This window comes from Pseudomonas sp. SORT22 (genome assembly GCF_018417635.1).
In the GTDB taxonomy this organism is placed as follows: domain Bacteria; phylum Pseudomonadota; class Gammaproteobacteria; order Pseudomonadales; family Pseudomonadaceae; genus Aquipseudomonas.
Genome location: NZ_CP071007.1, coordinates 2,169,651 through 2,194,968 on the forward strand (window position 1 = coordinate 2,169,651; position 25,318 = coordinate 2,194,968).

The 25,318-nt window shown below is 63.4% G+C and carries 31 protein-coding genes; 13 read left to right on the forward strand and 18 right to left on the reverse strand.

Annotation, left to right across the window (positions count from 1 at the left end; genetic code table 11):
* Positions 1-3: 3 nt before the first annotated feature.
* From JYG36_RS10175 to JYG36_RS10210, 8 genes are all read right to left on the reverse strand, one after another.
* Positions 4-246 (reverse strand): hypothetical protein, encoded by a 243-nt coding sequence (locus tag JYG36_RS10175; protein WP_213603793.1) that lies wholly within the window; start codon positions 244-246, stop codon positions 4-6.
* A gap of 7 nt (positions 247-253) precedes the next feature.
* Positions 254-739 carry a hypothetical protein gene (locus JYG36_RS10180; RefSeq protein WP_213603795.1) on the reverse strand — a complete coding sequence of 162 codons (486 nt, stop codon included), beginning with the start codon at positions 737-739 and terminating at the stop codon, positions 254-256.
* A gap of 148 nt (positions 740-887) precedes the next feature.
* Positions 888-1,130 (reverse strand): hypothetical protein, encoded by a 243-nt coding sequence (locus tag JYG36_RS10185; RefSeq protein WP_093381029.1) that lies wholly within the window; start codon positions 1,128-1,130, stop codon positions 888-890.
* 12 nt (positions 1,131-1,142) lie between these two features.
* A complete protein-coding gene (locus tag JYG36_RS10190; RefSeq protein WP_045194668.1) occupies positions 1,143-1,622 on the reverse strand; it encodes a hypothetical protein in 480 nt (159 codons plus the stop codon).
* Positions 1,623-1,740: 118 nt separating this feature from the next.
* Positions 1,741-3,129, reverse strand: a complete 1,389-nt coding sequence (locus JYG36_RS10195; RefSeq protein WP_213603797.1) for a hypothetical protein — start codon at positions 3,127-3,129, stop codon at positions 1,741-1,743.
* 21 nt (positions 3,130-3,150) lie between these two features.
* Positions 3,151-4,008: an NAD(+) synthase gene (gene nadE / locus JYG36_RS10200; RefSeq protein WP_045194663.1), complete on the reverse strand. Its 858-nt coding sequence runs from the start codon at positions 4,006-4,008 to the stop codon at positions 3,151-3,153.
* A gap of 11 nt (positions 4,009-4,019) precedes the next feature.
* Positions 4,020-5,225 carry a nicotinate phosphoribosyltransferase gene (gene pncB / locus JYG36_RS10205; RefSeq protein ID WP_045194661.1) on the reverse strand — a complete coding sequence of 402 codons (1,206 nt, stop codon included), beginning with the start codon at positions 5,223-5,225 and terminating at the stop codon, positions 4,020-4,022.
* Positions 5,226-5,227: 2 nt separating this feature from the next.
* Positions 5,228-5,872 carry a nicotinamidase gene (locus tag JYG36_RS10210; protein ID WP_213603799.1) on the reverse strand — a complete coding sequence of 215 codons (645 nt, stop codon included), beginning with the start codon at positions 5,870-5,872 and terminating at the stop codon, positions 5,228-5,230.
* 99 nt (positions 5,873-5,971) lie between these two features.
* On the opposite strand from JYG36_RS10210, the gene JYG36_RS10215 reads away from it, so the two are divergent.
* The 3 genes from JYG36_RS10215 to JYG36_RS10225 are packed head-to-tail and all read left to right on the forward strand — an operon-like array spanning position 5,972 to position 7,732.
* Positions 5,972-6,532, forward strand: coding sequence for an adenylyltransferase/cytidyltransferase family protein (locus JYG36_RS10215; protein WP_093381040.1), 561 nt, complete (start codon positions 5,972-5,974; stop codon positions 6,530-6,532).
* Positions 6,529-7,239 (forward strand): NrtR DNA-binding winged helix domain-containing protein, encoded by a 711-nt coding sequence (locus JYG36_RS10220; RefSeq protein ID WP_093381042.1) that lies wholly within the window; start codon positions 6,529-6,531, stop codon positions 7,237-7,239. Before JYG36_RS10215 ends, JYG36_RS10220 begins: the two co-directional genes overlap by 4 nt.
* A 25-nt stretch (positions 7,240-7,264) precedes the next feature.
* Positions 7,265-7,732 carry a GNAT family N-acetyltransferase gene (locus JYG36_RS10225; RefSeq protein WP_213603801.1) on the forward strand — a complete coding sequence of 156 codons (468 nt, stop codon included), beginning with the start codon at positions 7,265-7,267 and terminating at the stop codon, positions 7,730-7,732.
* 162 nt (positions 7,733-7,894) lie between these two features.
* Here the strand turns inward: JYG36_RS10225 and JYG36_RS10230 are convergent, their stop codons facing one another.
* Complete coding sequence (locus tag JYG36_RS10230) at positions 7,895-8,560, reverse strand: hypothetical protein (RefSeq protein ID WP_249744416.1); 666 nt, start codon at positions 8,558-8,560, stop codon at positions 7,895-7,897.
* A gap of 82 nt (positions 8,561-8,642) precedes the next feature.
* Here JYG36_RS10230 and JYG36_RS10235 point away from each other — a divergent pair, with 82 nt between their 5' ends.
* Positions 8,643-9,431 carry a suppressor of fused domain protein gene (locus JYG36_RS10235; RefSeq protein WP_045194651.1) on the forward strand — a complete coding sequence of 263 codons (789 nt, stop codon included), beginning with the start codon at positions 8,643-8,645 and terminating at the stop codon, positions 9,429-9,431.
* A 104-nt stretch (positions 9,432-9,535) separates the two neighbouring features.
* Here the strand turns inward: JYG36_RS10235 and JYG36_RS10240 are convergent, their stop codons facing one another.
* Complete coding sequence (locus JYG36_RS10240; protein WP_045194649.1) at positions 9,536-10,177, reverse strand: LysE family translocator; 642 nt, start codon at positions 10,175-10,177, stop codon at positions 9,536-9,538.
* Between the two features lie 43 nt (positions 10,178-10,220).
* A complete protein-coding gene (locus JYG36_RS10245; RefSeq protein ID WP_213603803.1) occupies positions 10,221-11,093 on the reverse strand; it encodes a LysR substrate-binding domain-containing protein in 873 nt (290 codons plus the stop codon).
* A 132-nt stretch (positions 11,094-11,225) separates the two neighbouring features.
* Between JYG36_RS10245 and JYG36_RS10250 the strand changes: the two genes are divergently transcribed.
* Complete coding sequence (locus JYG36_RS10250) at positions 11,226-12,527, forward strand: NAD(P)/FAD-dependent oxidoreductase (protein WP_213603805.1); 1,302 nt, start codon at positions 11,226-11,228, stop codon at positions 12,525-12,527.
* A gap of 47 nt (positions 12,528-12,574) precedes the next feature.
* Positions 12,575-13,663 carry a polyamine ABC transporter substrate-binding protein gene (locus JYG36_RS10255; RefSeq protein ID WP_093381055.1) on the forward strand — a complete coding sequence of 363 codons (1,089 nt, stop codon included), beginning with the start codon at positions 12,575-12,577 and terminating at the stop codon, positions 13,661-13,663.
* A gap of 15 nt (positions 13,664-13,678) precedes the next feature.
* Here JYG36_RS10255 and JYG36_RS10260 read toward each other — a convergent pair whose 3' ends face one another.
* Positions 13,679-14,737 (reverse strand): NAD(P)-dependent alcohol dehydrogenase, encoded by a 1,059-nt coding sequence (locus JYG36_RS10260; protein WP_093381058.1) that lies wholly within the window; start codon positions 14,735-14,737, stop codon positions 13,679-13,681.
* 180 nt (positions 14,738-14,917) lie between these two features.
* On the opposite strand from JYG36_RS10260, the gene JYG36_RS10265 reads away from it, so the two are divergent.
* Positions 14,918-16,264 carry a vWA domain-containing protein gene (locus JYG36_RS10265; protein WP_213603807.1) on the forward strand — a complete coding sequence of 449 codons (1,347 nt, stop codon included), beginning with the start codon at positions 14,918-14,920 and terminating at the stop codon, positions 16,262-16,264.
* A 6-nt stretch (positions 16,265-16,270) separates the two neighbouring features.
* Here JYG36_RS10265 and JYG36_RS10270 read toward each other — a convergent pair whose 3' ends face one another.
* Together JYG36_RS10270 and JYG36_RS10275 are read right to left on the reverse strand one after the other, a co-directional pair.
* Positions 16,271-17,032 (reverse strand): hypothetical protein, encoded by a 762-nt coding sequence (locus JYG36_RS10270; RefSeq protein ID WP_213603808.1) that lies wholly within the window; start codon positions 17,030-17,032, stop codon positions 16,271-16,273.
* 26 nt (positions 17,033-17,058) lie between these two features.
* Positions 17,059-17,622, reverse strand: coding sequence for a hypothetical protein (locus JYG36_RS10275; protein WP_213603809.1), 564 nt, complete (start codon positions 17,620-17,622; stop codon positions 17,059-17,061).
* A 163-nt stretch (positions 17,623-17,785) separates the two neighbouring features.
* On the opposite strand from JYG36_RS10275, the gene JYG36_RS10280 reads away from it, so the two are divergent.
* From JYG36_RS10280 to JYG36_RS10305, 6 genes are all read left to right on the forward strand, one after another.
* Entirely contained in the window at positions 17,786-18,010 is a 225-nt protein-coding gene (locus JYG36_RS10280) for an MbtH family protein (protein WP_038994517.1), read from the forward strand.
* A 9-nt stretch (positions 18,011-18,019) separates the two neighbouring features.
* A complete protein-coding gene (locus JYG36_RS10285; RefSeq protein ID WP_045194635.1) occupies positions 18,020-18,739 on the forward strand; it encodes a thioesterase II family protein in 720 nt (239 codons plus the stop codon).
* Positions 18,740-18,802: 63 nt separating this feature from the next.
* Complete coding sequence (locus JYG36_RS10290; RefSeq protein WP_045194633.1) at positions 18,803-19,354, forward strand: hydrolase; 552 nt, start codon at positions 18,803-18,805, stop codon at positions 19,352-19,354.
* Positions 19,355-19,368: 14 nt separating this feature from the next.
* Complete coding sequence (locus JYG36_RS10295; RefSeq protein WP_213604386.1) at positions 19,369-19,863, forward strand: DUF1543 domain-containing protein; 495 nt, start codon at positions 19,369-19,371, stop codon at positions 19,861-19,863.
* Positions 19,864-19,935: 72 nt separating this feature from the next.
* Positions 19,936-20,604 (forward strand): hypothetical protein, encoded by a 669-nt coding sequence (locus tag JYG36_RS10300; RefSeq protein ID WP_213603810.1) that lies wholly within the window; start codon positions 19,936-19,938, stop codon positions 20,602-20,604.
* 60 nt (positions 20,605-20,664) lie between these two features.
* Complete coding sequence (locus tag JYG36_RS10305; protein ID WP_213603811.1) at positions 20,665-21,744, forward strand: DUF1615 domain-containing protein; 1,080 nt, start codon at positions 20,665-20,667, stop codon at positions 21,742-21,744.
* An 81-nt stretch (positions 21,745-21,825) separates the two neighbouring features.
* Here JYG36_RS10305 and JYG36_RS10310 read toward each other — a convergent pair whose 3' ends face one another.
* The 4 genes from JYG36_RS10310 to JYG36_RS10325 are packed head-to-tail and all read right to left on the reverse strand — an operon-like array spanning position 21,826 to position 25,305.
* A complete protein-coding gene (locus JYG36_RS10310) occupies positions 21,826-22,746 on the reverse strand; it encodes a metal ABC transporter solute-binding protein, Zn/Mn family (RefSeq protein ID WP_213603812.1) in 921 nt (306 codons plus the stop codon).
* Positions 22,743-23,642, reverse strand: a complete 900-nt coding sequence (locus JYG36_RS10315) for a metal ABC transporter permease (protein WP_045194622.1) — start codon at positions 23,640-23,642, stop codon at positions 22,743-22,745. The genes JYG36_RS10310 and JYG36_RS10315 overlap by 4 nt, the downstream gene beginning before the upstream one ends.
* A complete protein-coding gene (locus JYG36_RS10320) occupies positions 23,642-24,391 on the reverse strand; it encodes a metal ABC transporter ATP-binding protein (RefSeq protein ID WP_045194621.1) in 750 nt (249 codons plus the stop codon). Before JYG36_RS10320 ends, JYG36_RS10315 begins: the two co-directional genes overlap by 1 nt.
* Positions 24,388-25,305, reverse strand: coding sequence for a metal ABC transporter substrate-binding protein (locus JYG36_RS10325; protein WP_045194619.1), 918 nt, complete (start codon positions 25,303-25,305; stop codon positions 24,388-24,390). The genes JYG36_RS10320 and JYG36_RS10325 overlap by 4 nt, the downstream gene beginning before the upstream one ends.
* Between the last annotated feature and the right edge of the window lie 13 nt (positions 25,306-25,318).

Sequence of the window (25,318 nt, forward strand, 5' to 3'; positions counted from 1 at the left end):
CACTCAAGCGTCCTCATCGAATCGATTACGTCTGAAGAACAACTCCACGCCACCGAGAATCGCAAAAAGTGCAATAAGGTGCAGGTCGACGTCGAGCCAGTAGCTGCCTTCCAACGTGAATCTACCGATAAGGCCGCCGAGCAATAACGTCAGGCTTAACCATTTTCGGAGTGTGCTGGGTTTGAGCCGGCGCTCGACCACAACAAAGATGAAGAAGGCGATGAATAGCTGGCTGAATTCTGCCATGGCGTCTTCAACCTTGATTCTTGATGATCATTGAGGACGCTGATCGTTGGGGGCCGATACCCCCACTGACAGATGCCTGGATGCTGACAATTATGTCGCCGGAATGATAAATCGGTAGGTGTGGTTCGGTGAGGGAGGCAGCGGCGGATCCAACGAGGGATCCGAAAACTGGCGTTAGGAGCAGAGTGGCGGCGCCCCCAAAGTAACCTCCGATGACAGCGATTACGTCAAAGCGCTGACTGTTCAATCTATCCGCCTGCTGACGGCTCAACGCTCGAGAAACAGCGACTCTCATCTCACAAACACGATTACCGGCCTGCATTCTGTCGTATAGCGCCACCAGCATTGTGTTGACTTGATAGTGTGCCCCCTTCGCCTCGCTGATATGCAACTCGCGCAGCCTCGTGCGATCTTCCGGCAGGACCACAATTTGCGAGACGTGGAAAACGATGCCGAAGTTGCCGGCGTACTCATAGGTTTTTTCGATCTGCACAACAACCTTCCCTGTGTAATACAGACGCGCCAGGCGCACCTCATCGACGTGCAGGGAAAGATGCCCAAATCAATTTCGGGCGTATGTCGTACTACTCCGGTATCAAGGTAGGACCGATCCCAAATTAGCGATCAGCCCCAGGAAACGCTCAGCCAACCGGCGCAAACCGACGACGTTTGAGGAACAGCCCTACACCCAGGGCGACGGCGAAGATCGACAGCAGCCCCAGGTCGGCCCCCAGCAGGCGGGCCTGGCTTGCCGCTACGCAGCCGACCGCGCCAGCGGCCACCAGCGCCAGGCCCAGCCACTTGCGCAGCGGGTAGGGCTTGAGAAAGCGATCAAGCAAAAAGAACAGCACCAGGGCCAGAACCAGCTGGGTAATCTCGGACATGTGCGGCTCCACTCAGGTCTTGATGATCAGGGTCGAAATGGTGCTTTGCGGGCCGATGCCGCCGTTGACCCGCGCTTCAATGCTGACCAGCACGTCGCCGGCATGGTAGGTGGGCAGGATTTCGTTGGCGTACATGCGCACACCGGCACCCACCGGGACGCCGACATAGGGCGAGGCGACGGAACTGGCGGCGCCGGCGAAGGCCGAGGCGGCGAGGTTGGCGACCTTGGTGCGCTGGGCATTGAGCACGTCGCCCTGCTGGCGGGTCAACGGCTTGGAGATGCCGATCATCATGGTGCACGGCAGGTTCTTGGCGAGCATCTTGTCGTAGACCTCGACCACCTTGCTGTTCACTTCATAGTGAGCGCTTTTCGCTTCGCCAAAATGCAGCTCACGCAGGCGCCCGCGTTCGCTGTCGGTGAGGGTGATCTGCGAGACGTTGAAGACGATCCCGTGTTGGCCCATGTATTGGAAAGTCCCTTCGAACTTCATTGCACGCATCCTTTCGAGGCAAAGGCGGCGATTCTGTACAAGGATCGCCGTCGGTGCAAATCATTGTGCCAGGGTTGTGATCAACTCGTGCCTTGGAGGTGAGAGGGCCCCAAGGGGTTCACCTCACCGTCTGCAGGCGCAGATCGCTGTAGTAAAAGGCGTTCTTGTCGGTGCTGGCATTGAAGAAGTAGCCGTAGTCTTCCAGGTAGAACAGGTGATTCACGCGTTTGTACTCGTCACCCTTTACGCTGCAGTCGAGTGCCTTGGCATTGCCACTCAAGCTGGCGTTGAGGGTGTTGGCCGGCAGTTGCTGTTGCACGGTGCACTCGGTGATCTTCAGATCCTTGTCGTACTGGCCAATCACGCTGTTGTTGGTCACACCTTGCTGTGAATAGCTGAGTTTGCTGCCCACCGCCATGGTCTTCCAGTCACCCTTGAAGCTCAGGCTGGTCAGCGCGCTGCTTTCACTCATGCCGGTAAAGTCGCTTTTGCTTACCAGCGGGATCAATCCGCGCCAGGTGACCTTTTGCGCCTCATAGCCTTTGCCACGCAGGATCAGCACTTGCTGGCGGCTGTTGGCATCGACGGAGAGAAAGTGCTCTTCGCGCATGGGCGACGTCTTGCCTTTCATGGTCGAGGTGCCGACGGTTTCCAGGTAGGTTAGCGGCTGCACCGGCTTGGGCAGTTGCAGGCGCTCGAGGGCGACCATCACCGACGGGCTGACCGGCGGTATCACCCCGGTGACGATCGGTGCCTTGAAGCGCGGGCTGAACGGCGCCAGTTGCGCGAGTTTGTCCGGCGTTGCGCAGGCCAGATCGTACAGCGCCTGGTAATCGGCGTTGCTGCCGGCCACAGGCGCGGGCTTGGGCAGTGACGGGACCATGCCGTCGGTGACCCGGTTGTCGGCATCGACATCGTAGCCGGCCAGCAGGGTGTAGGTGCCGGTGCTGCAGTTGAAGCGGTGATGCTCACGCTTTTGCGCGTAGGGGGCGTTGTACGGCAGGTCGAGGAGGATGCTCGGCTGGTCGAAGGCGGCCCACAGGCTGACCTCGTCGCCGATTTTGGCGATGCTGTTGCGCTCGACCAGCACCCATGGCTCGCCCTCTTCACCTTTAAGCTTGCGCCAGTCGGGCTTTGCTTGAGCCTTGCAGGCCTGGGCGAAGCTGGGGTTATTCAGCAGGGTGGCATGGTAGCGAGCCGGCATCGGCTGCGGTGGGGCATAGCCGCTGGTGCTTTTGAAGTAGGCACGCTGGTCGGCGTCCAGGTACATGATCGCCACGTTCGGCTCGATGCACGAGGCTTCGAGCTGGAAACTGCGATCACTCAGGCCGTTGTTGGCCGGTACCTTGATCTGGAAACTCAGCACATCGCCTTCGCGATACAAACTGTTGGCCGACAGCGGCTGGGCGAGCATGTTGCCGATGTACTGGTCGAGGCTGTCCTTGGAAGGCGTCGCGCAGCCCGTGAGGGTCGCGGCTGCCAGTGTGGTGATGATCAGACGTTGCACAACAAGCTCCGGTGAGTCCATTCAAGGTGGCGGCATTGTAGCGAAACTTGTCTTGGGTGCCTTGGGCAATTCGCGCTTGTGCCGGGTCTTGTCGTAGGCACTGATGATGGTTGTGGCCACGGCGTCATCGACCTCTTCGCCGTGCAAAAAGGCATCGATCTGCGCGTAGCTGACGCCGTAGACCTGCTCGTCGGCCAGGCCCGGGCGTAGCTCTTCAAGGTCGGCGGTCGGCACCTTGTGTACCAGGTGTTCAGGCGCACCGAGGGCGGCGGCGATGGCCCGCACCTGGCCTTTGCCCAGCCCGCTCAGCGGCGCCAGGTCGCAGGCGCCGTCACCGAACTTGGTGAAAAACCCCATCACCGCTTCGGCGCCATGGTCGGTGCCGATCACCAGGCCATGGCGGGCATTGGCCAGGGTGTACTGAGCGAGCATGCGCAGGCGTGCCTTGACGTTGCCGAGGACAAAATCCCGCTGGCTGTCAGCCAGTGTGGCCAGTTGCGGCAGTTGCCCGGCCAGGCCCTGAACGCCATCGGCAATGTTCACCGTCACGCACTCATCGGCGCCGACAAAGGCCAGGGCCGCCTGGGCATCGGGCTCGTCATGCTGGGTGTTGTGCGGCAGGCGCATGGCGATGAAGCGGTAGCCGTTGTCGGCCTGTTCGCTGCGCAATTGCTCGACCGCCAACTGTGCCAGGCGCCCGGCGGTGGACGAGTCGACGCCGCCACTGATGCCCAGCACCAGCACTTTCAGGCGCGCTTCGAGCAGGGTCTGCTTGATGAAGTCGATGCGCTGGCGGATCTCACTCGCCACTGCCGCACCGTCTGCGAAGGGCGCCACCACGCCCAGGGCCTGGGCAATCTCGATCTGACGACTGTTCATGTGCTGCTCCTTCACTGGCCTTCGACCTTGAACACGTGCTTGAGGTAGCTGACGAAGTTCTCGTCGCGGCATTGGGTCTTGCCCGGGCTGTCGGAGATCTTCGCCACCGGCGCGCCGTTGCAGGCGGTCATCTTGATCACGATGTTCATCGGCTCAACACCTGGAATGTCGCAGGTCAGGTTGGTGCCGATGCCGAAGCTGACGTTGATCCGCGGGCTGAGCTCGCGGTACAGGTGCAGGGTCTTGGCGAAGTTCAGGCCATCGGAAAACACCAGGGTCTTGCTCTTGGGGTCGATACCGAGTTTTTCGTAGTGGGCGATGGCCTTGTTGGCCCAGAGCAACGGGTCGCCGGAGTCGTGGCGCAGGCCGTCGAACAGCTTGGCAAAGTACAGGTCGCAGTCCTTGAGGAAGGCGTCCATGCCGATGCAATCGGTCAGGGCGATGCCCAGCAACCCGCGGTATTCCTTGACCCAGCATTCCAGCGCGGCGACCTGGCTGTCGATCAGCCGCGGGCCCAGTTGCTGGTGGGCCATGAACCATTCGTGGGCCATGGTGCCGATCGGCTTGATGTCCAGCTCGCGGGCCAGGTGCACGTTGCTGGTGCCGACAAAACGCCCCGGGAAATCCTGCTTGAGGGTGTGTACCACGTGCTCCTGGACCCGGTAGGAAAAGCGCCGGCGGGTGCCGAAATCAGCCAGTTGCAGGCCGGCCAGTTCCGCTGGCGACGCTTCGGCCTTGAGCCAGTCGAGTTTCTGGTACAGGCGCTCGCCGACCTGCTCCATCACCACTTCGCGGTAGCGGTAGCGGTTGCGCACCTCCGAGACGATTGCCAGCAACGGGATCTCGTAGAGGATCACGTGCAGCCAGGGTCCGCGCAGGCGGATTGCCAGTTGTCCGGCGTCATCGATGCCAACGTGCACGTAGCGCAGGTTGAAGCGGAACAGGCTGAGAAAGCGGATGAAGTCCGGCTTGATGAAGGGGATGCGCCCCAGGTACGCCAGTTGATCCTGAGTGATCGAGACCTCGGCCAGTTGCTCGATCTGGTAGCGGATCTCGGCCAGGTACGGGGTCAGGTCTTCGCTGTTGCGGCAGCGGAACTCCCATTCCACCTCGGCGTTGGGGTAGTTGTGCAGTACCGCCTGCATCATGGTGATTTTGTAGAAGTCGGTGTCCAGCAGGTTCTGGATGATGCTTGGGCCGAAGACGCTCTCGCTCATGTTCATGCTCCCTTGAATGCGTTCAGTTGCTGGTCGAGGCTGGCGAGGTCGGCGCAGGCGATCACGCCGTGCCCGGTCATCTCGGCCAGGGCCTCGGCGCCGCCCTGGGCACAAATCGCCCGGCACGCCGGTTGATAGAGGAACACCTGCAAGCCTGCAGCCTGCAATTGCAGGGCGGTGTTCTTGACGCAGAAATCCAGGGCCAGGCCGCCGACGATCACCGCCTGCACGCCATGCACCTTGAGGTATTCGATGACTCCGGTGGAGCGGCGGTTGGCCAGGTCGTGGTAGCAGGCGCCGTAAGGGTGCAGGTCGGGCTCGATGCCTTTCCACACGAAAAAGTCGTAGTCGATCGGCGCGGGCAGGCCGGCCAGCAGCTCGAAGCCCGGCGTGCCCGGTACGCAGTGGCTGACCCAGGTCAGGTCGGCGTTGGCCATGCCCAGCGGCTGCAGCATCTCGGCGTGGCTGCTGACCACCCAGGCGGCTTTTGGCGTGTGCGCATCCTTGCTGCCGATGCGCAGGCTGGCGCGTTCGGCCATGGCGTTGAGGGCCGGGGCGATCTCGGCGCCGCCGGGTACCGGTAACTCATTGGGGGCGTTGTCGGTGAAGCCGTTCTGGGCGTCGACATCGAAGCTGGCGATTTTCATGCGGTGCCTCCTGCGCTGGGTGTGGACACATAATTCACTAGGTATAATATGTATGTCAACCGCTTTTTCTTTTTCACAAGCAATCATGGTGGATATAGTATGCATAGTGAAATATATGAGTCGGCTCCGGTACGGTTTCGCCTGGCGGTCTACGGTGGGGCCTTTGACCCGCCGCACCCCGGGCATTTGAGCGTGATCACCCGGGCGCTGCAGTGGGCCGAGCAGGTGCTCGTGGTGCCCAGTTACCGGCATGCCCATGGCAAGCGCATGGTCGACTTCGACCTGCGCTGGCGCTGGTTGCAGCGGCTGATCGCGCGCCTGGATAACCCGCGGGTCAGTTGCTCGGCGGTGGAGCGAGAGCTGGGCGGCGAGGGCGGGGCGGTGTACAGCTATGATTTGCTCTGTGCCTTGAGCGAGCGCAGCGGTATTGCCCGCGCTGATATCGCCCTGGTCATCGGCGAGGATAACCAGGCCAATGTCGCGGGCTTTTACCGAGGCCAGGAACTGCTGGCGGACTTCGGCCTGCTGGTAGCCGAGGAGCAACTGGGCGTGCACAGCTCGGCGATCCGCGCCGGCCTGCGCAGTGGCCAGGCGCTGCCGGCGGCCTGGTGCCTGGCCGACATCGTTGACGAGTTTGAGGTGTATAGGAGTCCACAGTGAGTGCTGCAGAAGTACTGGCCAGCGTCGACATCGTCGCGTTGCGCCTGCATCCCGAAAGCAAACAGCTGCAAGTGTTGCTGTACCGGCGCGAGCGCGCGCCCCACGAAGGTGAATGGGCGCTGCCGGGGGTGATCGTCAACGGCCGCACCCCGGACAACACCCTGGCGGCCGCGGCGGACCGGGCGATGAGCGAAAAAGCGCGGATTTTGCCGCGTCACCTGGAACAGGTGGGCACCGAAGGCAATGCCTTTCGCGACCCGCGCGGCTGGTCGATGAGCACCTACTACCTGGCCTTGCTGGGCCCGCAGGTCGAGGCCGGCAGCGAGCAGCTGTGCTTTGTCGACGTCGCCAGCGTCATCGGCCGCAAGCGGGTACTGCCGTTCGACCACAACCTGCTGGTGCAACTGGCCTGCGAGCGCCTGGCCTCCAAGGCGGTGTACACCAACCTGCCGCTGTACCTGGCGCCGGAGCGCTTCACCGTGCTCGATGCCTTGAACGCGGTGCAGGCTTGCCTGGGTCACCCGGTCAACAACACCTCCCTGCGCAAGCGCCTGGAGCGCATGAAGGACGAAGGCTGGATTCGCGACACCGGCGAAAAGAACTTCCCGAAAATGGGCCGGCCGCAGCAACTGTTCGAACACACGCCAAAAGCCGAGACGCCGTTCGTGTTTGACCGTAGCCTGTTGCCCGAGCGCTCTGGCGCCTGAGCCAAAATACAAAAAAGGACATCACATGCCGAACCTGGAATGGCTTGAACAGCACATGCAGCACTGCGACACCTTCGCTGAACGGCTGTACCGGCAGTTCAGCTACGAATACGCCGGTATCCCGCTCAAGCAATGGCAGCGCGAGTTTGCCGAGGGCCAGCGCAATGGCGACTGGCAATGCCTGGTGGCGCTGCAAGACGGCCACTTGCTCGGTGGCGCCGCGCTGGCCCGCGACGACTTGCCCGGGCGCCCGGAGCTTGGGCCCTGGCTTGCGTGTGTGCTGGTTGAACCGCAAGCGCGCGGGCAAGGCCTGGCGGAAAAACTGATTGAAGGAATCTGCCAGCAGGCCCGGGAGCGCGGCGTGGCCACCCTGTACCTGCACACCCATGACCAGAGCGCGTACTACGCCAAACGCGGCTGGAGCGTGCGCGAGCAGTTCGAGGCGTGGGGCAAGGCGCAGTGGTTGATGTCGCGGGAGTTGCTTGGCCAGTAGGCCCTTAGGCTTTGTACGAAAAGTGCCTGCGCGACGATCATGCTGCGTTGAAAACAGGCTCGGAATGCTCATTTACAACTCGTAAAGTCGTGCGCGACCCCGGCCGTTCCTCGCCTGTTTTCGCCTTGCCTGATCGCCGCTCGGCGACTTTTCGTACAAACCCTAGCTTCGCAGGTAGTTGTCGTGTAGGTCTTTGAGTGGCCGAGCAACCTTCAGCGCCTGCTCAACCGCCATGAGCTCCCGACCTTCCAGCGTGCGCCGGCCAAACGAATAGAAAGCGCCGCCCGGGTCGACATGCGCCGAGAACAGCCCGAAAACCTCATCGCCTGTCACCTCGAGCAGCAGTTCCATATGCGCTTCAAACGGCGTGCAGGCACTCAGGTAGGTCAGCCCCCCGACCACCGCGCTGGCACTCCAGCAGGCTTCCTCCAGGGCAATGATCGGCCCTTGTTCAGTAGCGATTTGCCCCAGCGACCAGGCGCTCTGCTCGCGTGGCAGCGACCTGAGCATGGGCAGTAGTTGCTCGCTACCAAGGATGTCGAGTTCATGGCTGTCGCCCCTGCTGCAGAGCACCTTTGCCTTAAGCAAGTAGCTCTGGGCAATTTCCGAAGGCTGTTCGCTCCAGCCATTGACGGCGGACAGCGGCGGGCACCATAGCAGTTGCACGGTCTCGCCAGCCTGCACAGCATCGTGCCGGTCGAACTGCGCCCAGGTCTTGTCGCCGGCTTTCGGCACAAGGGCCTGCAGGTCGAGGGTCAGCGCGCTGTAGTCAATGCCGGGCACGTTGCGCCAGCTTGAGGGCCAGCAGGTTTTCAGCGCAGGAGGCATCAGATCGGTTTGCTGGTTGGCCAAGGGTAGTACGGATGCTAGTGAGTGGTTAGCATTGCTGTCCACTTAGCAAGGATCGCCGATGAACATCTTCAAAAAACTGCTCGACGCATTTAAACAGCCAGCGTCCCAGGAAACCCCGCCAATCCTGCAAGCTGAAGCCGACAACCAGGCCGCCAGGCTTGCCAGCGAAGCCTGCCTGGATCGTCACTGGAGCAGTGTCGGCACAGTGGAGCGCGATGTCCTGGCCTACCTCATCAGCCCCAGCTTTGCCGGTGGCCCGCACTGGCCCTCGACCCGCCAGGCCTACCGCGTGGTGCGCCGTGGCGACTCGATCATCCTGGCAACCGAAGGCTTGTCCGACCCCTTCGACGATGACCAGGGGCAGGGCAATGGTTTCGAGATGGAGTTGTTCGTCGAAACCCCGGACATTCCCGAACATGCCCGTGGGCCGTTGGGCGAAGTCGACCCGTTCAAGCGCAGCTGGGCCTTCGAGCTGATCGAGAACATCGCCAAGACCGTGGCCGATGCCGGTGGCATCACCCAGCAGTTGGAGCGCTACGGCGCGCTGTCCCTGGAACTGCCCGGGTTCAGTGAATCGCACCACATAGCCAGTCAGGTGCCCAAACACTTCGTCACCGACGACGACAGCATCGGTGTACTGTTGGGCGGCCCGGCGCCAGACTTCCCGACCCGCCTTCAAGACATGCCGCTATCGCCCGTCACCTTGGTACCGGTGGTGCTGATCACCGCGGCGGAGCTTGAATACATCCGCGCCGGCGGCGGCGCGGCTCGTGCCGATCTGGTCAGCCGCCTACAGGCGGCCGGAGTGGGGCATGTCAGCAGCCTGCAGCGCGCCAGCGTGGTGTGAGGCGGCCGTTTCAGTCAACACATCAATTATTGCCCGATTTGCGACCGCTACCCGTTCGATCGCTGGCAAGGCCAGCGCCCACAAGGTTTACGCTGCTCTGCGGATCAAGCGCCCTGACGGCGCATGGTCAGGATCGCCGCGCCAAAGCAGATAAACGTCGAACCCACCACCCGGCTGACCCAGCGTGAGAACGCCGGCCGGGTCAGGACGCCCTTGGCCCGCGAGGCGAGGGCGGCGTACAGGCTTAGCGAGGTCAGCGACAAGGCCATGAAGATCGCCGTGAGGATCAGGAACTGCGGCAGCAGCGCGGCGCTCTGGTCGATGAACTGCGGGAACAGCGCGGTGAAGAACATCGTTGCCTTGGGGTTGGTGGCAGCGGTGAGGAACGCCGATTTGTACAGCTTCAAGCGCGATGGCTTGACCTGTTCCTGGCCTGCGGCAACGTCGCTCGCCAGCATCGGGCTCTTTTTCATCAGCTGTTTGGCACCGAGGTAGAACAGGTAGCCGGCGCCGAGGATCTTCACCGCGTTGAACAGCCATTCGGAGCTGGCCAGCAGGGCACCGAGGCCGAGCATGGCCGCCGCTGACAGGCAGAACAGCCCGCTGGCATTGCCCAGTGAAGACCACACCGCGAAACGCGGCCCATAGGCCAGGCTGTTGTTGATCGCCATCAGCGTGGCGGGGCCAGGGCTGGCGATGGCAATCGCGGCAACCAGGGTGAAGGCAAGCAGTGCGTGAAGATCCATTTTCAGGCTCTAGAAGGTGGAGTAGGCACAGAATGTAACAGGATCAGCCACCGCTCTGCTCGGCAAACCACTGCATCACCAGCGCACACGCCGGATGCCCGGCCCCTGCCGCCTGCAGGCACAACGAATAGACCCCGCCGGTTTTCAGCGGCTGGCCGAACGGCACGACCAGCACGCCACGATCGATCGACTCCTGCGCCAGAGTCAGGTCGGTCATCGCCACCCCCAGGCCACGCGCTGCCGCATCCAGGGCCAGTTCGTCGAGGTTGAAGGGCAGGTGCCGGTAATCCGCCAGCGCCTTGTTACCCCGCGCCGCCAGCCATTGGCTCCAGGTCTGCTGGTCGGTGGAGCCATGGAGCAAGGCGAAGCGGCTCAGGCCGGCCTCTGAGCCCAGCCCCAGGCCGGGTTTGCACACCGGCACCAGGGTTTCCTCGAACAGCGTCGTGCAGGCAGGATCGCTGGATGGCGCCGGCAGGTAAACGATGTAGGCATCGCTTTCACTGCCCGGCTCGACAAGCTCTGTGGCCACGGTCTCGATCGACAGCGAGATGTCCGGGTGCAAGCGATAGAACTCGTTGAGCCGCGGCAGCAGCCAGCGCACCGCCAGCGACACATGCATGCGGATGCGGAACGGGCGCTGTTGCGGCGACAGGCGTTGTTCAAGGCTTTGCAGTTGCTCGAGAATGCTCCGCGCGCTGGCCAGTACCTGCTCGCCCTCGGCAGTGAGCTGCAGGCTGCGGCTGCTGCGCACGAACATGGCCACGCCAAAGTGGCTCTCCAGCAACTGAATCTTGCGGCTCACCGCGCTCTGGGTCAGGCACAGGCGGTGCGCGGCCTGGGTGAAGCTGCCTGCATCGGCAACGGCGACCAGCGCCTGCAGGGCTTGCAGTGAAGGCAGGTGGCGAACTTTATCCATGCGTTTTTCGAATGCCCCGATGAATTTATAACGTTGGTTGAATCGGCACAGACCTTTTAAATTCTGGCCATGGCAACCGCCACCAGCATAAAACGTCCATGCGCTGTGTGCATACAGGTCGAGAGGTAATGCATGAAAAACCAATGTGGCTGGATTGCCCTGGCGGGCAGTTCACCGGCACGCGCTCGGCTGAGCGGCGCACAAAAAGCCGACTGGCTGGTGATCGGCGCCGGCATCACCGGGCTCAGCGCCGCCCATGCCCTGGCCGAGATGCACCCGCAGGCGCGGGTTGTCGTGGTCGATCGCCAGAGCGCTGCGCAAGGCGCGTCGGCGCGCAATTCCGGTTTTGTCGTCGCCCATGAGCACCCGGCAGACAGCGAACTACTGGGGCGCCCGGGCTTTGCCGACTACGAAATCGACACCACGATCGGCCAGGCCGCCAGCAACGAAGTGCGCCAGCGCATCGCGCGCCACAACATCGACTGCGAGTTTCGTGACGACGGCTACTTTTTTGCGGTCAACGACCCAGACAAACTCAGCCAGGTCGAAGCCAAGCTGGCAACCCTGCGTGCCGTGGGTGCCGAGGCGCAGTTCCTGCAAGGCGCGGCGCTCAAGCACAGGCTTGGTAGCGGTCATTACCAGGCTGCGATCTGGTGCGGCAACGGCAATGCCTTGCTGCAACCGGCCAAGTACGTGAAAGGCTTGCTCGATGCATTGCCAGCCAGTGTCACGCTGTACGAAGACACCGATATCAGCGGCCTTGAGCGCCTCGGCCAGGGCGGGATTCGCGCCAATACTGCCGATGGCAGTATCGAAGCCAAGCAGGTGCTGGTGTGCCTGAACGCTTTTATCCCGCGTGCCGGCATCGATCACAGCGCCACCTTTGCCATGGAGCTCAGCGCCAGCCTCACCCGGCCGATGACCGACGCCGAGTTCCGCGCCATCGGCAACGTCGAGCCCTGGGGCGTGCTCTCGACCCGGCCGCTGGGCGCCACAGTACGCCTGACCCCGGACCGCCGGGTGATGATCCGCAACACTGCCGAATACCGTGCCCGCGACCTCAACCCGAGTGAACTGGCCCAGCGTCAGCGGCACCACCTGCGCGGCCTGCAGCGGCGCTTTCCGTGGTTTGGCGCCGAAGACATCCAGTTCACCTGGAGCGGCCACCTCAGCGCCTCGCGCTCCGGCCAGGCGTATTTCGCCCGGGTCGAGGAGGGCGTGTTTGCCGTGGCCGGCTGCAATGGTTCGGGTGTCGCCCGCGGCACCCTGTGGGGGCGCTTGCTGGCAGAGCTTGCCAGCGGCCAAAGCTCACCGCTGCTGACCTCGGTCATGGCCCGCGCGCAACCCGGCTGGCTACCGCCCAAGCCGCTGCTCGACATCGGTGCCATGCTGCGTATGCGCGTGGAAGCGCTGCGAGCCAGGACTGAAATCTGACCCCACCTAGCCCAACAAAAACAAAGCTCGCCAAAAGGTGATTGATCATGTCATGCAAAACCCTGCCCCTGGTTGCCTTGCTCGCCACCTGTGCCACTGCCGCCCAGGCCGTGGAAGAAGTGAACATCTCCAACTGGAACGGCTACATCGCCGACGACACCTTGCCCAGCTTCACCAAGGCGACCGGTATCAAGGCCACCTACGACATTCATGACAGCAACGAGGTGCTCGAGTCCAAGCTGATGACCGGCAACACCGGCTATGACGTGGTCAGCCCCTCCAACCACTTCATGTCGCGGCTGATCAAGGCCGGGGCGATCCAGCCGCTGGACCGCAGCCAGTTGCCCAACTGGCAGAATCTCGACCCGCTGCTGATGAAAAAGCTCGAGGTCAACGACCCGGGCAACCAGTATGGATTCCCCTATATGTGGGGCACCGCCGGCATTGGCTACAACGTCGAGAGGATCAAGGCGATCTTCGGCAGTACCGACGTCACCCGTTCGTGGAAGCTGTTGTTTGACGTTGAGAACATTAAGAAGCTCAGCCAGTGCGGCGTGGCGATCATCGACAACCCGACGCAGATCCTGCCGATCACCCTCAACTACCTGGCCCTGCCGCACCACAGCCACACGCCTGCGCACTACAAGCAGGCCGAACAGGCGCTGCTGAAGATCCGCCCCTATGTGCAGTACTTTCATGCCTCCAAGTACATCAGTGACCTGGCCAACGGCAATATCTGCGCGGTGATCGGCTTCAACGGTGACGTGGTCCAGGCCGCGGCCAGCGCCAGGGAAGCCAACAATGGCATCGAGATCGCCTATTCGATCCCGGAGGAGGGCTCGACCCTGTGGATGGACATGCTGGTCATCCCCAAGAGCGCGCCCCATGAGAAAAACGCCTACGCCTACCTCAACTACCTGCTCGACCCGCAGGTGATCGCCAACGTCAGCAACAGCATCCACTACGCCAACCCTAACAGCGCGGCGGATGCGTTCCTGGCGCCGGCGGTCAAGGACGATGCGGCGATCTACCCACCCAAGCGCGTGATGGAAAAACTCTTCACCGTCGAAGACCTGCCGCCGGCCATCGCCCGCCTGGGCACACGGCTGTGGACCAGGCTCAAGTCCAACACCTGAGCCCCCGAGGCGCTGTCAGGTCTTGGCAGGCGCCTGCAATGAGGCCATGTCGATGACGAAGCGGTAGCGCACATCGGAGCGCTCCATGCGCTCGAAGGCCTCGTTGATCTGCTCCATGCGGATCATTTCGCAGTCGGGCAGGATGTTCTTCTTGGCGCAGAAATCGAGCATCTCCTGAGTCTGGGCAATCCCGCCAATCGGCGAGCCGGCCAGGCGCCGGCGGCCGAGGATCAAGGGTACGGTCTGTTGCTCGTCGATCGGCCCGACCTGGCCGACGATCACCAGGGTGGCGTCGATGTCGAGCAAGGCCATGTAGGGCGAAACGTCGTGGCGCACCGGGATGGTGTCGATGATCAGGTCGAAGCTTGAACGGGCGCTGGCCATGGCCTTGGCGTCGGCAGACACCAGCAGCTTGTCGGCACCCAGGGCCAGGGCGTCGGCGAGCTTGTCGGCGCTGCGGCTGACCACGGTGACATCGGCGCCCATGCCAGCAGCCAGTTTCACCGCCATATGGCCCAGGCCGCCCAGGCCCAGCACCGCCACCCGGCTGCCGGGGCCGACATTCCAGGTGCGCAGCGGCGAGTAGGTGGTGATCCCGGCGCACAGCAGCGGCGCTGCCTTGGCCAGGTCCAGGCCTTCGGGCACGCGCAGGACGAATTCCTCGCGCACCACAAGGTGCTTGGAGTAACCGCCGTAGGTCGGCGCCCTGGTGATGCGGTCCAGGCCATTGTAGGTCTGGGTGTTGGTCTCGCGGCACAGTTGTTCTTCGCCCTTGCGGCATTGGTCGCACTGCTGGCAGGAGTCGACCATGCACCCCACCGCCACGGCGTCGCCGACCTTGTAGCGTTTTACTGCGCTGCCGATTGCCGTGACCCGGCCGACGATCTCGTGCCCGGGCACGATCGGGTAGCGGCTGATGCCCCAGTCGTCGCGGGCCTGGTGCAGGTCGGAGTGGCACACCCCGCAGTAGAGGATCTCCATGGCCACATCGTTGGCGCGCAGTTCGCGGCGTTCGAACGGGAAGGGGGCGAGGGGCGCGTCGGGCCGTTGCGCTGCATATCCGATGGTGTACATAGGCACCTCTGAAGGTTGCGGACGGAGGGCAAGCTCAGCGCTTCAATATAGCTACCCGGGCGACTTTTGCCGGCCGTAGCCTCAGGCGACCAATGGTGGCGTTATGTCAGTTAAGCGGTTTGACAGGGTATTCACCGTGGCTATGATCCAGAAACAGCCCATGAGCAGGGAGCACAGGGCATGAGCACCGTTTCAGTTGTGCCGATCATCGATATATCGGAAAGCATGAGCCAATATGGGCACGTCGAGCAGGCGCTGATCGACACCCAGGCGTTCCTGCGCTTGCACAAGGCCGGCGACAAGCTCGCGGTGGTCGCCTGTGACCACAAGGCGCGCACAGTGTTCACCGGCAACGGCGGCCTGGCCACGGTCGACCCGCTGCTCAACATCACCGCCAGCGCTGCCACTGCGGTCGCCGGGCTGGCCTTTGACGGGCTGTCCAGCGCCATCGGCCTGGGCCTGCAGCACAGTCGCAGTTTTCTCGACGCCTCGCGGCTGTCCCGCGCCTGCGTGCTGCTCAGCGACGGTCAGCACAATGACGGGCCTCCACCGCTGGAGGTGCTGCCGATCTACCCGGTGATGGCCTGCGCCCTCGGCCCGCAGGCAGACCAACACCTGTTGCAGCAAATTGCCCAACGCACCGGTGGTCGCTACTTCTATGCGCCGCGGGCGGTGGACTTGATGAAGGTCTACAACCAGATCCGCGCCTCCAGTGCCAGGGCGGCGCTACTGAACAACCAGTTGTGCGATATCGCCCAGCATGGCTACCAGTTGATTCCGGTGGTGATCGGCCAGCGCCCGGGTGCTGCGCAGTTGTCGCTGGTGTGGTCGCGCCGCGAAGTCAGCTACACCAGCGCCAGCCCGCGCGGCAATCAGCTCTCAGTAAGCCTGGTCGACCCCAGCGGCGCCGTCAGCCCGCGGGCGCCGAGCATCATCGGTGCCGGTTTTGTCATCTTCAATATTCCCCAGCCGGCACCGGGGCAGTGGTACCTGCAGGTCGAGTTCGCCGGCAGCGGGCAATCGATCAGTTGCACCGCCGGGGCGTTGCAGCACGGGGCAACGGTGCGCAGCGGCCTGGCCGACATCCGCCTGAGCGTGGAGATGGCCGCGCGGCACACGGCCGGCCAGCCGCTGCCGCTGACGGTGCACCTGGAGGCCGGTGGCGAAGTGCTCAGCAATGTCCGCGCCCATGCCATCGTGCAGGGGCCGACCATCAGCCTGGCCGACGCCCTGATCAAATACGACGACCAGCTCTACACCGTGCAGGCGCTGCCGTTCGACCGCGCCCAGGGCATCGCCGAACCCCTGGCGCGCCTGGCTGCGCTGCGTCATACCTTGCTGCCGGAACTGGACATCCTCGCCCATCAGGAACGGGTGGTGCACCTGGGCAGCGGCGCCGGTCAACTCGGTACCTGGCTCGATACCCCGGTGCCGGGCTCCTACAGCGTGCAGGTGGTGGTCAGCGGCGAAAGCCAGGCTTCGGGACCGTTCCAGCGTTGTGAGCTGGTCAGTGTGCTGGTGACTTAAGTAGCATCACTGAGCGCCGTTGCAGGCCCACCAGTAGAAGGCGGCCATCTCTACGTCAGCAGGCGTCCATTGCTGAAGATGCCCGCTAGCGGCGCACTGGAAGTAATGGCCGGTTGCGTTCATGGCAGCGGCAATACCGTCGAGCAGCGGAAGATAAGCGTCGATGTAGTGGTTCAGATTGCGGTTGAGGTCTGGCGCGTTGAATGTTTCCAGGCGGGAACGATCATGGTTTGCGGTGCTCCATCTGCGTAGAAATTCGGTTTGCACACCTGGGGGGGACAAGGAGTTGGTGAAGTAGGAGGCATGGCGGTCGACAGCGGCACCTTTCACTGGCTGGCAGAACCGGTAGATTTTCGACGCAATCACCAGGCTTACTCCCGGCAGTTGGCAAAGCGCGTGCAAGCCAGCGGTTAGAGAGTTTGGTGACGAGCAAAGCTGCAAGGCATTTTGCATCAGCAGTCGCTCATGAGCTGTAGCTTGAGCGATCAACTGGTGAATGTTGGCCTGGTTCCCTGCCCAGGCCGAGACATTCAGGACAATCAAATGTGCTGTTGTTGGGGTAAGCGGATTTAGCCAAGCGGCGACCTGGGACTCCAGGTTGATGATGCGTTGCTGGCTGCAGGCATTACTGTCGTGTAGCGGCCAGGCGTAGCCGTGGCGTGCTGTAAGCAGCAGGTCTACCAACACCGGACTGGGTGACCAAATACCTGCGTTGTGCGTAACAAAACTGCCTGCAGGCAAACTTGGTGCCGAGAGTGGAGGGGGCATTGAAACTCCGCAGTTGAGGCGTGTAGCTACAGATGGATTGATTCGGGGCGGGCTTCGACTGCTCCCGGGCGCTCCCAGGATAGCGCTGGCTGGGTGCGTACCAAATCGAGTCGGGTCCCGCTGAGACGATAGCTGTTCAGATGTTTGAACCAGCGGTCGCCGCCGTCCTTCTCGAAGGTAACGATGAACAGCAACAGTGATTCGTCGGCCTGTTGCCATTCGCTCTGAGCCTTTTCGAGCACAGATTCAAGCGCCGCAGCATTGCAATAGGAGATAAAGGTCGAAAACAGCGGCTGGTCTTTTCGAGCATGCAGTTTGCGGATTTCGTTGACGGTATCCTTCTGCGCTTCGATCCATTCCCATTCAATGTGCGAGACGACCTGACCATTGGGATAGGACATTACTGCATCGAGGCGACCGTTTTTTTCGTACAACGTGCGCGCTCCCAGCAGACTGCCACATTCGCGCACCACGAAGCCCACATGGGCTGTCCAGTTTGCCGGGTTGGTGTACTGGCCTGTGACGACGGGGAAGTCCTTGTACCAGTGGCAATTGAACAGAGTCATGAAGTCTTGTTCGATCTGTTGCATGCAACCCGCTCCATGGGGGATGAAAGGCATAAATGCTACTAAAAGGCCATCATCTCATCCAGAGATGTTTACTCCACTTAATTTATTGCACCTGTCGTTCGTTCTCTTGAAAGCCACCGTACGCCATTGGCGTGACGGGCCCAATCAATCGAGGAGACAGGCAATGACATCGGTATTCGACCGCGAAGACATCGTGTTCCAGGTGGTGGTCAACCACGAAGAGCAGTATTCGATCTGGCCCGACTACAAGGCGATCCCGGCGGGCTGGCGGACCGTGGGCAAAAGCGGCCTGAAAAAAGAATGCCTGGCCTACATCGACGAAGTCTGGACCGATATGCGTCCTTTGAGCCTGCGCCAGAAGATGGCCGAAACCGCTGCGGCGCAGTAAGGGGCGGCCGTGTCTGCATTGACCCTGCTGTGCCTGCCGTATTCCGGCGCCAGTGCCATGGTCTACAGCCGCTGGCGGCGCAAGCTGCCGGCCTGGTTGCAGGTGCGCCCGGTGGAACTGCCCGGGCGCGGCGCGCGCCTGGGCGAGCCGCTGTTGACCGACATGCAGGTGCTGGCCCGCCAGCTGGCCAGCGAGCAACGGCTGGCGGCCAGCCAGCCGTATGCCTTGCTCGGCCACAGCCTGGGCGCCTTGCTGGCCTTCGAGCTGGCCCACGAGCTGCAGGCGCTGGGCTGTCCGCCGCCGGTGGCGCTGTTCGCCTGCGGCACGGCCGCGCCCACCCGGCGTGAAGACTACGACGGCGGCAAGTGGCGCGAGCCCAAGAGCGATGAAGTATTGATCGACGAGTTGCGCACCTTGCAAGGCACGCCGGAAGAGGTGCTGGCCAATCAGGAGCTGATGAGCCTGACCCTGCCGGTGCTGCGCGCCGATTTCCTCTTGTGCGGGCGCTACGTATATCGCCAGCGCCCGCCGCTGCGTTGCCCCGTGCATGTGCTCGGCGGGGAAGACGACAAGGCCAGCGAAGAGCAACTGCTGGCCTGGCGTCAGGAGAGTGTCGGCGACTTCTCGCTGGAGATTTTCCCCGGTGGCCACTTCTTCATTCACGAGCATGAAGCGCGCGTGCTCGGCGTGCTCAGCGCTGCTCTGGAGCCCCATCGGCTGTCGGCTTGAGCATTGACGCAGCGCGGTCTGATGGGCGAGCCTTGGGCTTTACCCGCAACCCAGGGGCAGAGGATGTTGATCAAGCCGAATCAGGCCAGCTTGCTGGTCATCGATGTTCAGGAAAAACTCATTGGCGCGGTCAGCGACCCGGCCGGCACCCTCGCACGCACCCGCTGGCTGTTGGCGGCGACCGCTACCCTGGGCCTGCCGACGGTGTTTTCCGAACAGTATCCCAAGGGCCTGGGGCCGACCGTGGCGCAGCTCAAGGAGGCTTCGCCCGGCGCTGCGGTGGTCGAGAAACTGCACTTTTCCTGCGTGGCTGCCGAGTGCCTGCCGGCAGCGCTGCTGGCCCGCGAGCAGGTGATCGTCTGCGGCATGGAAACCCATATCTGCGTCTTGCAAAGCGTGCTCGGCCTGCTTGAGCTGGGTAAGCAGGTGTTCGTGGTCGAGGATGCCTGCGACTGTCGCGGTGCCCACAACCGTGACGCCGGCATTGCCCGCATGCGCGCCGCCGGGGCGCAGATCGTCACCCGCGAGATGGTGGTGTTCGAATTGATGGGCAGTTCGGCCCATGAACAGTTTCGCCACATCAGCAAGACCTACATGGTGGGCGAACAGCCGTGAGCGCTACACCTTCGATGCTGTATGTGGTGATGCTCGGCGGCAAGCACCCGCGGGCCAGGATCGAGGTGCACGATGTGGCCTTTGTCGTCGGGCCGTCGCTGGCGGCCTGTTACCCGCAGTTGCGCGAGCAGTGGTTCGGCAGCGCCAAGGGCCTGCATATCGACTCCTGGCTTGAGGTCGACGGGGTAGAGGGCTTCAAGCTGGGCTGGTCGGACCTGCAACCGGCGCCGGGCGAGCCGCGCCTGTACTTCATCAACCTTGGCGGTTACGAGCCGGGCTGCTTTGGCGAGGCGCATCGCTACCTGCTGGTGGTCGCCAGCAACAAAGAGCAAGCCAAGGCCAAGGGCAAGCAGCAGATGGCCCGGCACTGGAGCAAACCGCACACTGACGCGCTGCTGGATGTCGACGACTGCGTGGCGGTCGACCAGGTCGGCGGGCGCTATGTGACGCTGCAGCCGGGGCCGCACGCAGCCTTGGCCCAGTACAGCGACTACCTCATCCTGTCCTGAGCCGCAGGTGGTGGTGTTGCGCGCTGCTGTGCATTACAGTGCGCGCCACTTCATTACTTACAGGATGTTCAGATGAAACCGCGTGCATTGCTGACTATCGGCTCGACCCTGGCCCTGGCCTGCCTGCCCTTGTTTGCCCAGGCCCAGGCCACCGTTGCCCAGGTCTTCAATGGTGAAATGCTCGGCACCAACCTCAAGTACTTCGAGTCGGTCGCAGGCATTGCCCGCACCAGCTTCGGTGACAAGCACACCTATAAGGTACAGGGCTGCGAAATTACTGCCGACGCCGCCGGCGGCAGCATCAACGACCTGCGCCTGGAGCTGTCGCCGACCTGCAAGGCCGACCTCAGCTCGTTCATCGGCACCTTCGCGCCAGCGGCCAACCAGCCGCTGACCATCGCCGCCCTGCATGAATCCACCGGTGGCCCGCTGGAGTTCTACGCCGACTGCCTGGAGATGTGTGGCAACGCCGCCGACCCGTCGGTGTATGCCTTGTGGGAAGGGCCGCATGCGGTGGGCTTCACCCAGGTCCTGGCCGAGGTCATGCTCACCGACGACGCAGCCATCGCCGCCTCGAGCAAGTGGGCAGACGAGATGAAGAAGCACAAGGGCGAAGACTTCGTCATGGAAAACCAATACAACTGCGAGCGCAGCTTCGATCCGGCTGCCCTGCAGAGCTTCAAGCCGGTGGCGATCACGGCGGTGACCATCGGCACGCAACTGAGCAAACCAGGCTGCTGATTGCAGTCGTGTCCGCGCGCCGCTACTGTGCAGCTATTGCCCGATGCGGCGGGAGGGCTTATGCAGGTAACTGGTTGGCTGGTTGTGATCAGCGCGCTGCTGGCGCTTCAGGGTTGCGTCACCCAGGGTGAAGCCCCTGAGCAGGACCAGGCCAAGGTGCGCGCGCAGATCGTGCGCCTGCTGCCGGCCAGCGCCAACGACCGTGAAGGTTGGGCGCGGGATATCCAGGGCGCCTTCGCCGCGCAGCAGCTCAGCGCCAGCAAGAGCAACCTGTGCGCGGTACTGGCGGTCACCGAGCAGGAATCAACCTTCCAGGCCGACCCGAAAGTACCGGGCCTGGGTCGCATCGCCCGGCAAGAGATCGACCGCCGCGCCGCCAGCCTGCACATCCCCAAACTGCTGATCGACGCCACCCTGCAGACCCGCTCGGCAAGTGGCAAAACCTACGGCCAGCGCCTTGATGCGGTGCGCAGCGAAAAACAGCTCAGTGACCTGTTTGACGAACTGATCGGCGCCTTGCCCATGGGCAAGACCCTGCTCGGTGGTTTGAACCCGGTGCGTACCGGCGGGCCGATGCAGGTCAGCATCGACTTTGCCGAGCAGCATGCCAAGGGTTATCCCTACACCTATGCCGGAACCATTCGCCAGGAGGTCTTCAGCCGCCGTGGCGGCATGTATTTCGGCATCGCCCACCTGCTCGGTTACCCCACCCACTATGACCGTCAGCTGTACCGCTTCGGCGACTTCAATGCCGGTTGGTACGCCAGCCGCAATGCGGCGTTCCAGAGTGCTCTGAGCCGCGCTACCGGGGTGAAGCTGGCGCTCGACGGCGACCTGATCGCGCCGGGGGCGATCATGCCCGGCAGCACCGAGCAGGCGGCCAGGCGCCTGGGGCAGAAGCTGGACTTGCGCAATGTCAGCATCCGCAACCAGCTGGAGAAGGGCGATAGCCTGGAATTCGAAGACACCCGCCTGTACAAGGGCGTGTATGCCCTGGCCGACGGTGCGGCGGGCAAGGCGGTGGCGCGGGCGCAGCTACCGGGGATCGAACTGAAAAGCCCGAAGATCACCCGCAAACTGACCACGGCGTGGTTTGCCAAGCGCGTTGATGAGCGTTATCAGCGCTGTATGAAACGTTGAGCATCGCGGGTCAAGCCCGCTCCTACAGTAGATCTGCGTACACCGGACCTGTGGGAGCGGGCTTGACCCGCGATGAGGCCCTCAGCTATTGCCCGCCACCAACGCCCCCACCACTTGCTCGACACTGGCCTTCAACCCCGCCAGTGAATCCTGGGCATCGGTCTCCACCACCAGCAGCTTGGCCCCGGAGGCTGCTATCACCTCGGCGACTTCCTTGCTCGGCTGCTTGTGATGCAGCACCAGCGCCACCTCCTGGTTCTTGAGCTCATCGCCCAGGCGCTTGAGCGCCGCCGCATCCCACTGGTCATCGGCCACCTGCGGGTGGTCGATCAGGTCCAGGTTCAGGCCGCTGACCAGGTAATCCAGGCGATCCGACAGGTTGACCACGCTGAGGTTGTCCGCTTCGGCCAGGCGCGCTTCGCTGCCGGCACTGAGCTCGAGCAACTGGCGTTTGAGCGCCGCCAGGTTGCTCTGGATTTTCGGTTGGTCGGCCGGGCTCAAGCGCCCCAGGTCGTTGGCCAGCACATCGGCCATGCGCCCGAGGTTGCTCGGGTTCAGCCACGGGTAGCCGGCAAAGGCATTGTTGCCCTGCACGGCGATGCCCGGCAGGGCGCCATCGACCGGGCGCGCGGCGTCGATCTCGACGATGCGGATATTGCTGCGCCGCGCCACCGGGTACAACGGGTCGTCGCTCCAGATCGAGCGCAGGCCGATCACCGCATCGGCGCCGACAGCAGCCTTTTGCAGGCTGGCACCACCGCGGCCGCTGAAGTACGAGGGCTGGCGCGAGGCCGGAATATTCGCCGGCGCTGCCCGTTGCAGTTTTACCGAGGTGCCGTCGAGCAGGGCGCTGGCCAAGGTGTTGGTCACCGGCAGCGAGGCCAGGACGGTCACCCCGGCCGCTTGTTGTTTGGCCGCCGCCGGGGCGCTCTGGGCCAGGCTCAGGGTCGGCAGGCCGGCCAGGGCCAGGGCCAGGCACAGGTGCTGGAGTTTGAAGGTCATGCCGGGTTTCCTTGCAGGCGTGGAACAAGGCCGCGGGCGAGGGCGGCGAGGGCGAAGCAGCAGCCGGCGACGAGGATGATCGCCGCACCCGAAGGCACCGGCAGGTCGAAGACGATCGGCAGCAGGATGCCTACCAAAGTGCTCAGGGTGGCGATCAGCACCGAAGCCCAGAAAAAGCCCTTGAGCGACTGGCTGATCAAGCGCGCCGCCGCTGCCGGAATCACCAGCAAGGCGCCGACCAGAATTGCACCGATGACTTTCACCGCCGCCACCGTGACCAGGGTCACCAGCACCACGAACAGGTAGTCCAGGCTCTTCACCGCAACGCCGCGCACCGCCGCCAGTTGCGGGTTGAAGCTGGCCAGCATGATGCGGTTGTACAGCGGCAAGGCCAGGGCCAGCACCAGGCTGCCGACGATGCCGAGCACCAGCAGGTCCTGGCCGCTGACGGTCAGCACCGAGCCGAACAGCACGTTCTCGAGGATGTGCACGTTGATCTTGCCGGCCAGCATCAGCAGCAGGCTGGCGCCCAGGGCCAAGGATACCGAGAGGAACACGCCGATCAGGGTGTCGGGCGAGAGCCCGGTGCGGTTGCGCAGAAAGTTCAGCAGGATGCCGAACAGCAGGCAGTAGCCAAACAGGCTGCCATAGGGACCGGTGTAGGGTTCGCCAAGCAGGATGCCGATGGCAACGCCGGTCAGTGCCGCGTGGCCGACCGCTTCGGAGAAGAAGGCAAAGCGCTTGACCACCACCAGGGTGCCAAGGCCGCCGAGCACCGGGCCGATCATCAGGCCGGCGAGCAGGGCATTGACCACAAAGCCGTAGGCCAGGGCCTCGGGCAGGTAACCGGCAGTGGCCCAGCCCTGGATCAGCAGGCGAAATTCTTCGTAGTTCATCAGGCGGTGCTCTCGCTGCGCGGGTGGATGGAGAACAGGCTGAGCAGGCGGTCCGGGGTCAGTGCCTGTTTCGGCGGCGCATCGAACAGCACCCGGCGACTCAGGCCGGTAACGCGGTCGGCCAGGCGTGCCACGGCTTCCAGGTCGTGTTCGATCCACAGCACCGTGGTGCCGGCAGCGCGCCACTCGTGCAGCAGGCGCTCGAACACCTGGATACCGGCCTCGTCCAGCGCCGACATCGGCTCATCGAGCACCAGCAATTGCGGCGCCGGGATCAGCCCCTGGGCCAGCAGCACGCGCTGGCGCTCGCCCCCGGAGAGGGCGCCCATGCGCCGCTTGCGCTTGTCGAGCATGCCCACCCGCTGCAGCGCCGCGTCGATGGCCGGCGCCACCTTGGCTGACAGGCCGAGAAAGGCCGGGCGGCGCTGGCACATGGCGGCCATGAAGTCGTCCACGGTCATTGGCAGGCCACGGTCGAATTCCAGGGCCTGGGGTACGTAGCCGATGATCTGCTGGTCGCCCGGCCAGGTCAGGGTCAACTGGCCCTGGTGCGGCATCTGCCCGAGCAGGGTCTTGATCAGCGAGCTCTTGCCGCCGCCATTGGGCCCGACCAGCGCATGCACGCTGCCGGCGGCAACGTTGAAGCTGACTTTGTCGAGGATGCGCGTGCGGCCCAGGGTCAGGTCGACCTCGGCGAAGGCAATGTCCGGCCCGCAGGCGCGGTTGAGCAGCGGCTGGGCCACGGTCATGCCTGGGACTCCTTGATCGCCCGCACCACGGTGTCGAGGTTGCGCTTCATCTCGACTTCGTACTTCTCCTTGCTGTATTCGCCGTAGGAGATGTGCGTCAGCGGGTAGATCTTCACCCCTGACTCACGCTGGATGGTTTCGACATAGGCCGAAGGGAAGTCCATCTCCGAGAAGATCACCTTCACATCCAGGGCCTTGAGCTGGTCGATGGTCTTTTTCAGCTGGCTCGGGCTGGGTTCGATGCCATGGGCCGGTTCCACCACGGCGGTGACCTCCAGGCCGAACTCGCGCACCAGGTAATCGTAGGCGGCGTGGATGGTCGCCACGCGAAATTCGGCGCCCGGCGCTTCGGTGACCTGGGCCAGGGCTTCGGCGCGCAGTTTGCGCAGGCGCTTGGCGTAGGCGCGGGCGTTCTGGCTGTAGTACTTGGCGTTGTCCGGGTCGAGCTTGCCCAGTTCGCGGGCGATGTTGTTGACCTGGGCGATGCTGGCGCTGATCGACAGGAAGGTATGCGGGTTGACCACCTTGCCGGCGCCGCGCGCGGCCACGCCGGTGGCGGCCAGCAGCGGTACGTTGCTGTTCGATTCGATGGTGGCGATGGCGGGTTTTTCGCTGGCGGCGATCATCCGGTCGGCAAAGTCGTCATGGCCGACGCCGTTGAGCACGATCACGTCCAGGGTACCGATGCGCTTGATGTCCTCGGCCCGTGGCTCGTAGGCATGGGGGTTGAAGCCGGCCGGAATCAGCGGCACCACCTCGGCCTTGTCACCGACGATATTGCTTACATAGCTGTAGTACGGGTGCAGGGTGATGCCGATGCGCAGCGGCTTGCCGTTATCGGCCACGGCCAGGGCGGGCAGGGCGCAGGCGAGGAACACACTTAGAAGGCGACGGGCGAGGGTGGCGCGAAACATGGGGCGTCCTTGT

Coding starts and splice junctions, on each gene's coding strand:
- JYG36_RS10175 (WP_213603793.1), bottom strand. CDS start 246: ATGGCAGAATTCAGCCAGCTATTCATCGCCTTCTTCATCTTTGTTGTG.
- JYG36_RS10185 (WP_093381029.1), bottom strand. CDS start 1,130: ATGTCCGAGATTACCCAGCTGGTTCTGGCCCTGGTGCTGTTCTTTTTG.
- JYG36_RS10190 (WP_045194668.1), bottom strand. CDS start 1,622: ATGAAGTTCGAAGGGACTTTCCAATACATGGGCCAACACGGGATCGTC.
- nadE (WP_045194663.1), bottom strand. CDS start 4,008: ATGAACAGTCGTCAGATCGAGATTGCCCAGGCCCTGGGCGTGGTGGCG.
- pncB (WP_045194661.1), bottom strand. CDS start 5,225: ATGAGCGAGAGCGTCTTCGGCCCAAGCATCATCCAGAACCTGCTGGAC.
- JYG36_RS10210 (WP_213603799.1), bottom strand. CDS start 5,872: ATGAAAATCGCCAGCTTCGATGTCGACGCCCAGAACGGCTTCACCGAC.
- JYG36_RS10215 (WP_093381040.1), top strand. CDS start 5,972: ATGCATAGTGAAATATATGAGTCGGCTCCGGTACGGTTTCGCCTGGCG.
- JYG36_RS10225 (WP_213603801.1), top strand. CDS start 7,265: ATGCCGAACCTGGAATGGCTTGAACAGCACATGCAGCACTGCGACACC.
- JYG36_RS10230 (WP_249744416.1), bottom strand. CDS start 8,560: ATGCCTCCTGCGCTGAAAACCTGCTGGCCCTCAAGCTGGCGCAACGTG.
- JYG36_RS10235 (WP_045194651.1), top strand. CDS start 8,643: ATGAACATCTTCAAAAAACTGCTCGACGCATTTAAACAGCCAGCGTCC.
- JYG36_RS10240 (WP_045194649.1), bottom strand. CDS start 10,177: ATGGATCTTCACGCACTGCTTGCCTTCACCCTGGTTGCCGCGATTGCC.
- JYG36_RS10245 (WP_213603803.1), bottom strand. CDS start 11,093: ATGGATAAAGTTCGCCACCTGCCTTCACTGCAAGCCCTGCAGGCGCTG.
- JYG36_RS10250 (WP_213603805.1), top strand. CDS start 11,226: ATGAAAAACCAATGTGGCTGGATTGCCCTGGCGGGCAGTTCACCGGCA.
- JYG36_RS10255 (WP_093381055.1), top strand. CDS start 12,575: ATGTCATGCAAAACCCTGCCCCTGGTTGCCTTGCTCGCCACCTGTGCC.
- JYG36_RS10260 (WP_093381058.1), bottom strand. CDS start 14,737: ATGTACACCATCGGATATGCAGCGCAACGGCCCGACGCGCCCCTCGCC.
- JYG36_RS10265 (WP_213603807.1), top strand. CDS start 14,918: ATGAGCACCGTTTCAGTTGTGCCGATCATCGATATATCGGAAAGCATG.
- JYG36_RS10270 (WP_213603808.1), bottom strand. CDS start 17,032: ATGCCCCCTCCACTCTCGGCACCAAGTTTGCCTGCAGGCAGTTTTGTT.
- JYG36_RS10275 (WP_213603809.1), bottom strand. CDS start 17,622: ATGCAACAGATCGAACAAGACTTCATGACTCTGTTCAATTGCCACTGG.
- JYG36_RS10280 (WP_038994517.1), top strand. CDS start 17,786: ATGACATCGGTATTCGACCGCGAAGACATCGTGTTCCAGGTGGTGGTC.
- JYG36_RS10290 (WP_045194633.1), top strand. CDS start 18,803: ATGTTGATCAAGCCGAATCAGGCCAGCTTGCTGGTCATCGATGTTCAG.
- JYG36_RS10295 (WP_213604386.1), top strand. CDS start 19,369: ATGCTGTATGTGGTGATGCTCGGCGGCAAGCACCCGCGGGCCAGGATC.
- JYG36_RS10300 (WP_213603810.1), top strand. CDS start 19,936: ATGAAACCGCGTGCATTGCTGACTATCGGCTCGACCCTGGCCCTGGCC.
- JYG36_RS10305 (WP_213603811.1), top strand. CDS start 20,665: ATGCAGGTAACTGGTTGGCTGGTTGTGATCAGCGCGCTGCTGGCGCTT.
- JYG36_RS10310 (WP_213603812.1), bottom strand. CDS start 22,746: ATGACCTTCAAACTCCAGCACCTGTGCCTGGCCCTGGCCCTGGCCGGC.
- JYG36_RS10315 (WP_045194622.1), bottom strand. CDS start 23,642: ATGAACTACGAAGAATTTCGCCTGCTGATCCAGGGCTGGGCCACTGCC.
- JYG36_RS10320 (WP_045194621.1), bottom strand. CDS start 24,391: ATGACCGTGGCCCAGCCGCTGCTCAACCGCGCCTGCGGGCCGGACATT.
- JYG36_RS10325 (WP_045194619.1), bottom strand. CDS start 25,305: ATGTTTCGCGCCACCCTCGCCCGTCGCCTTCTAAGTGTGTTCCTCGCC.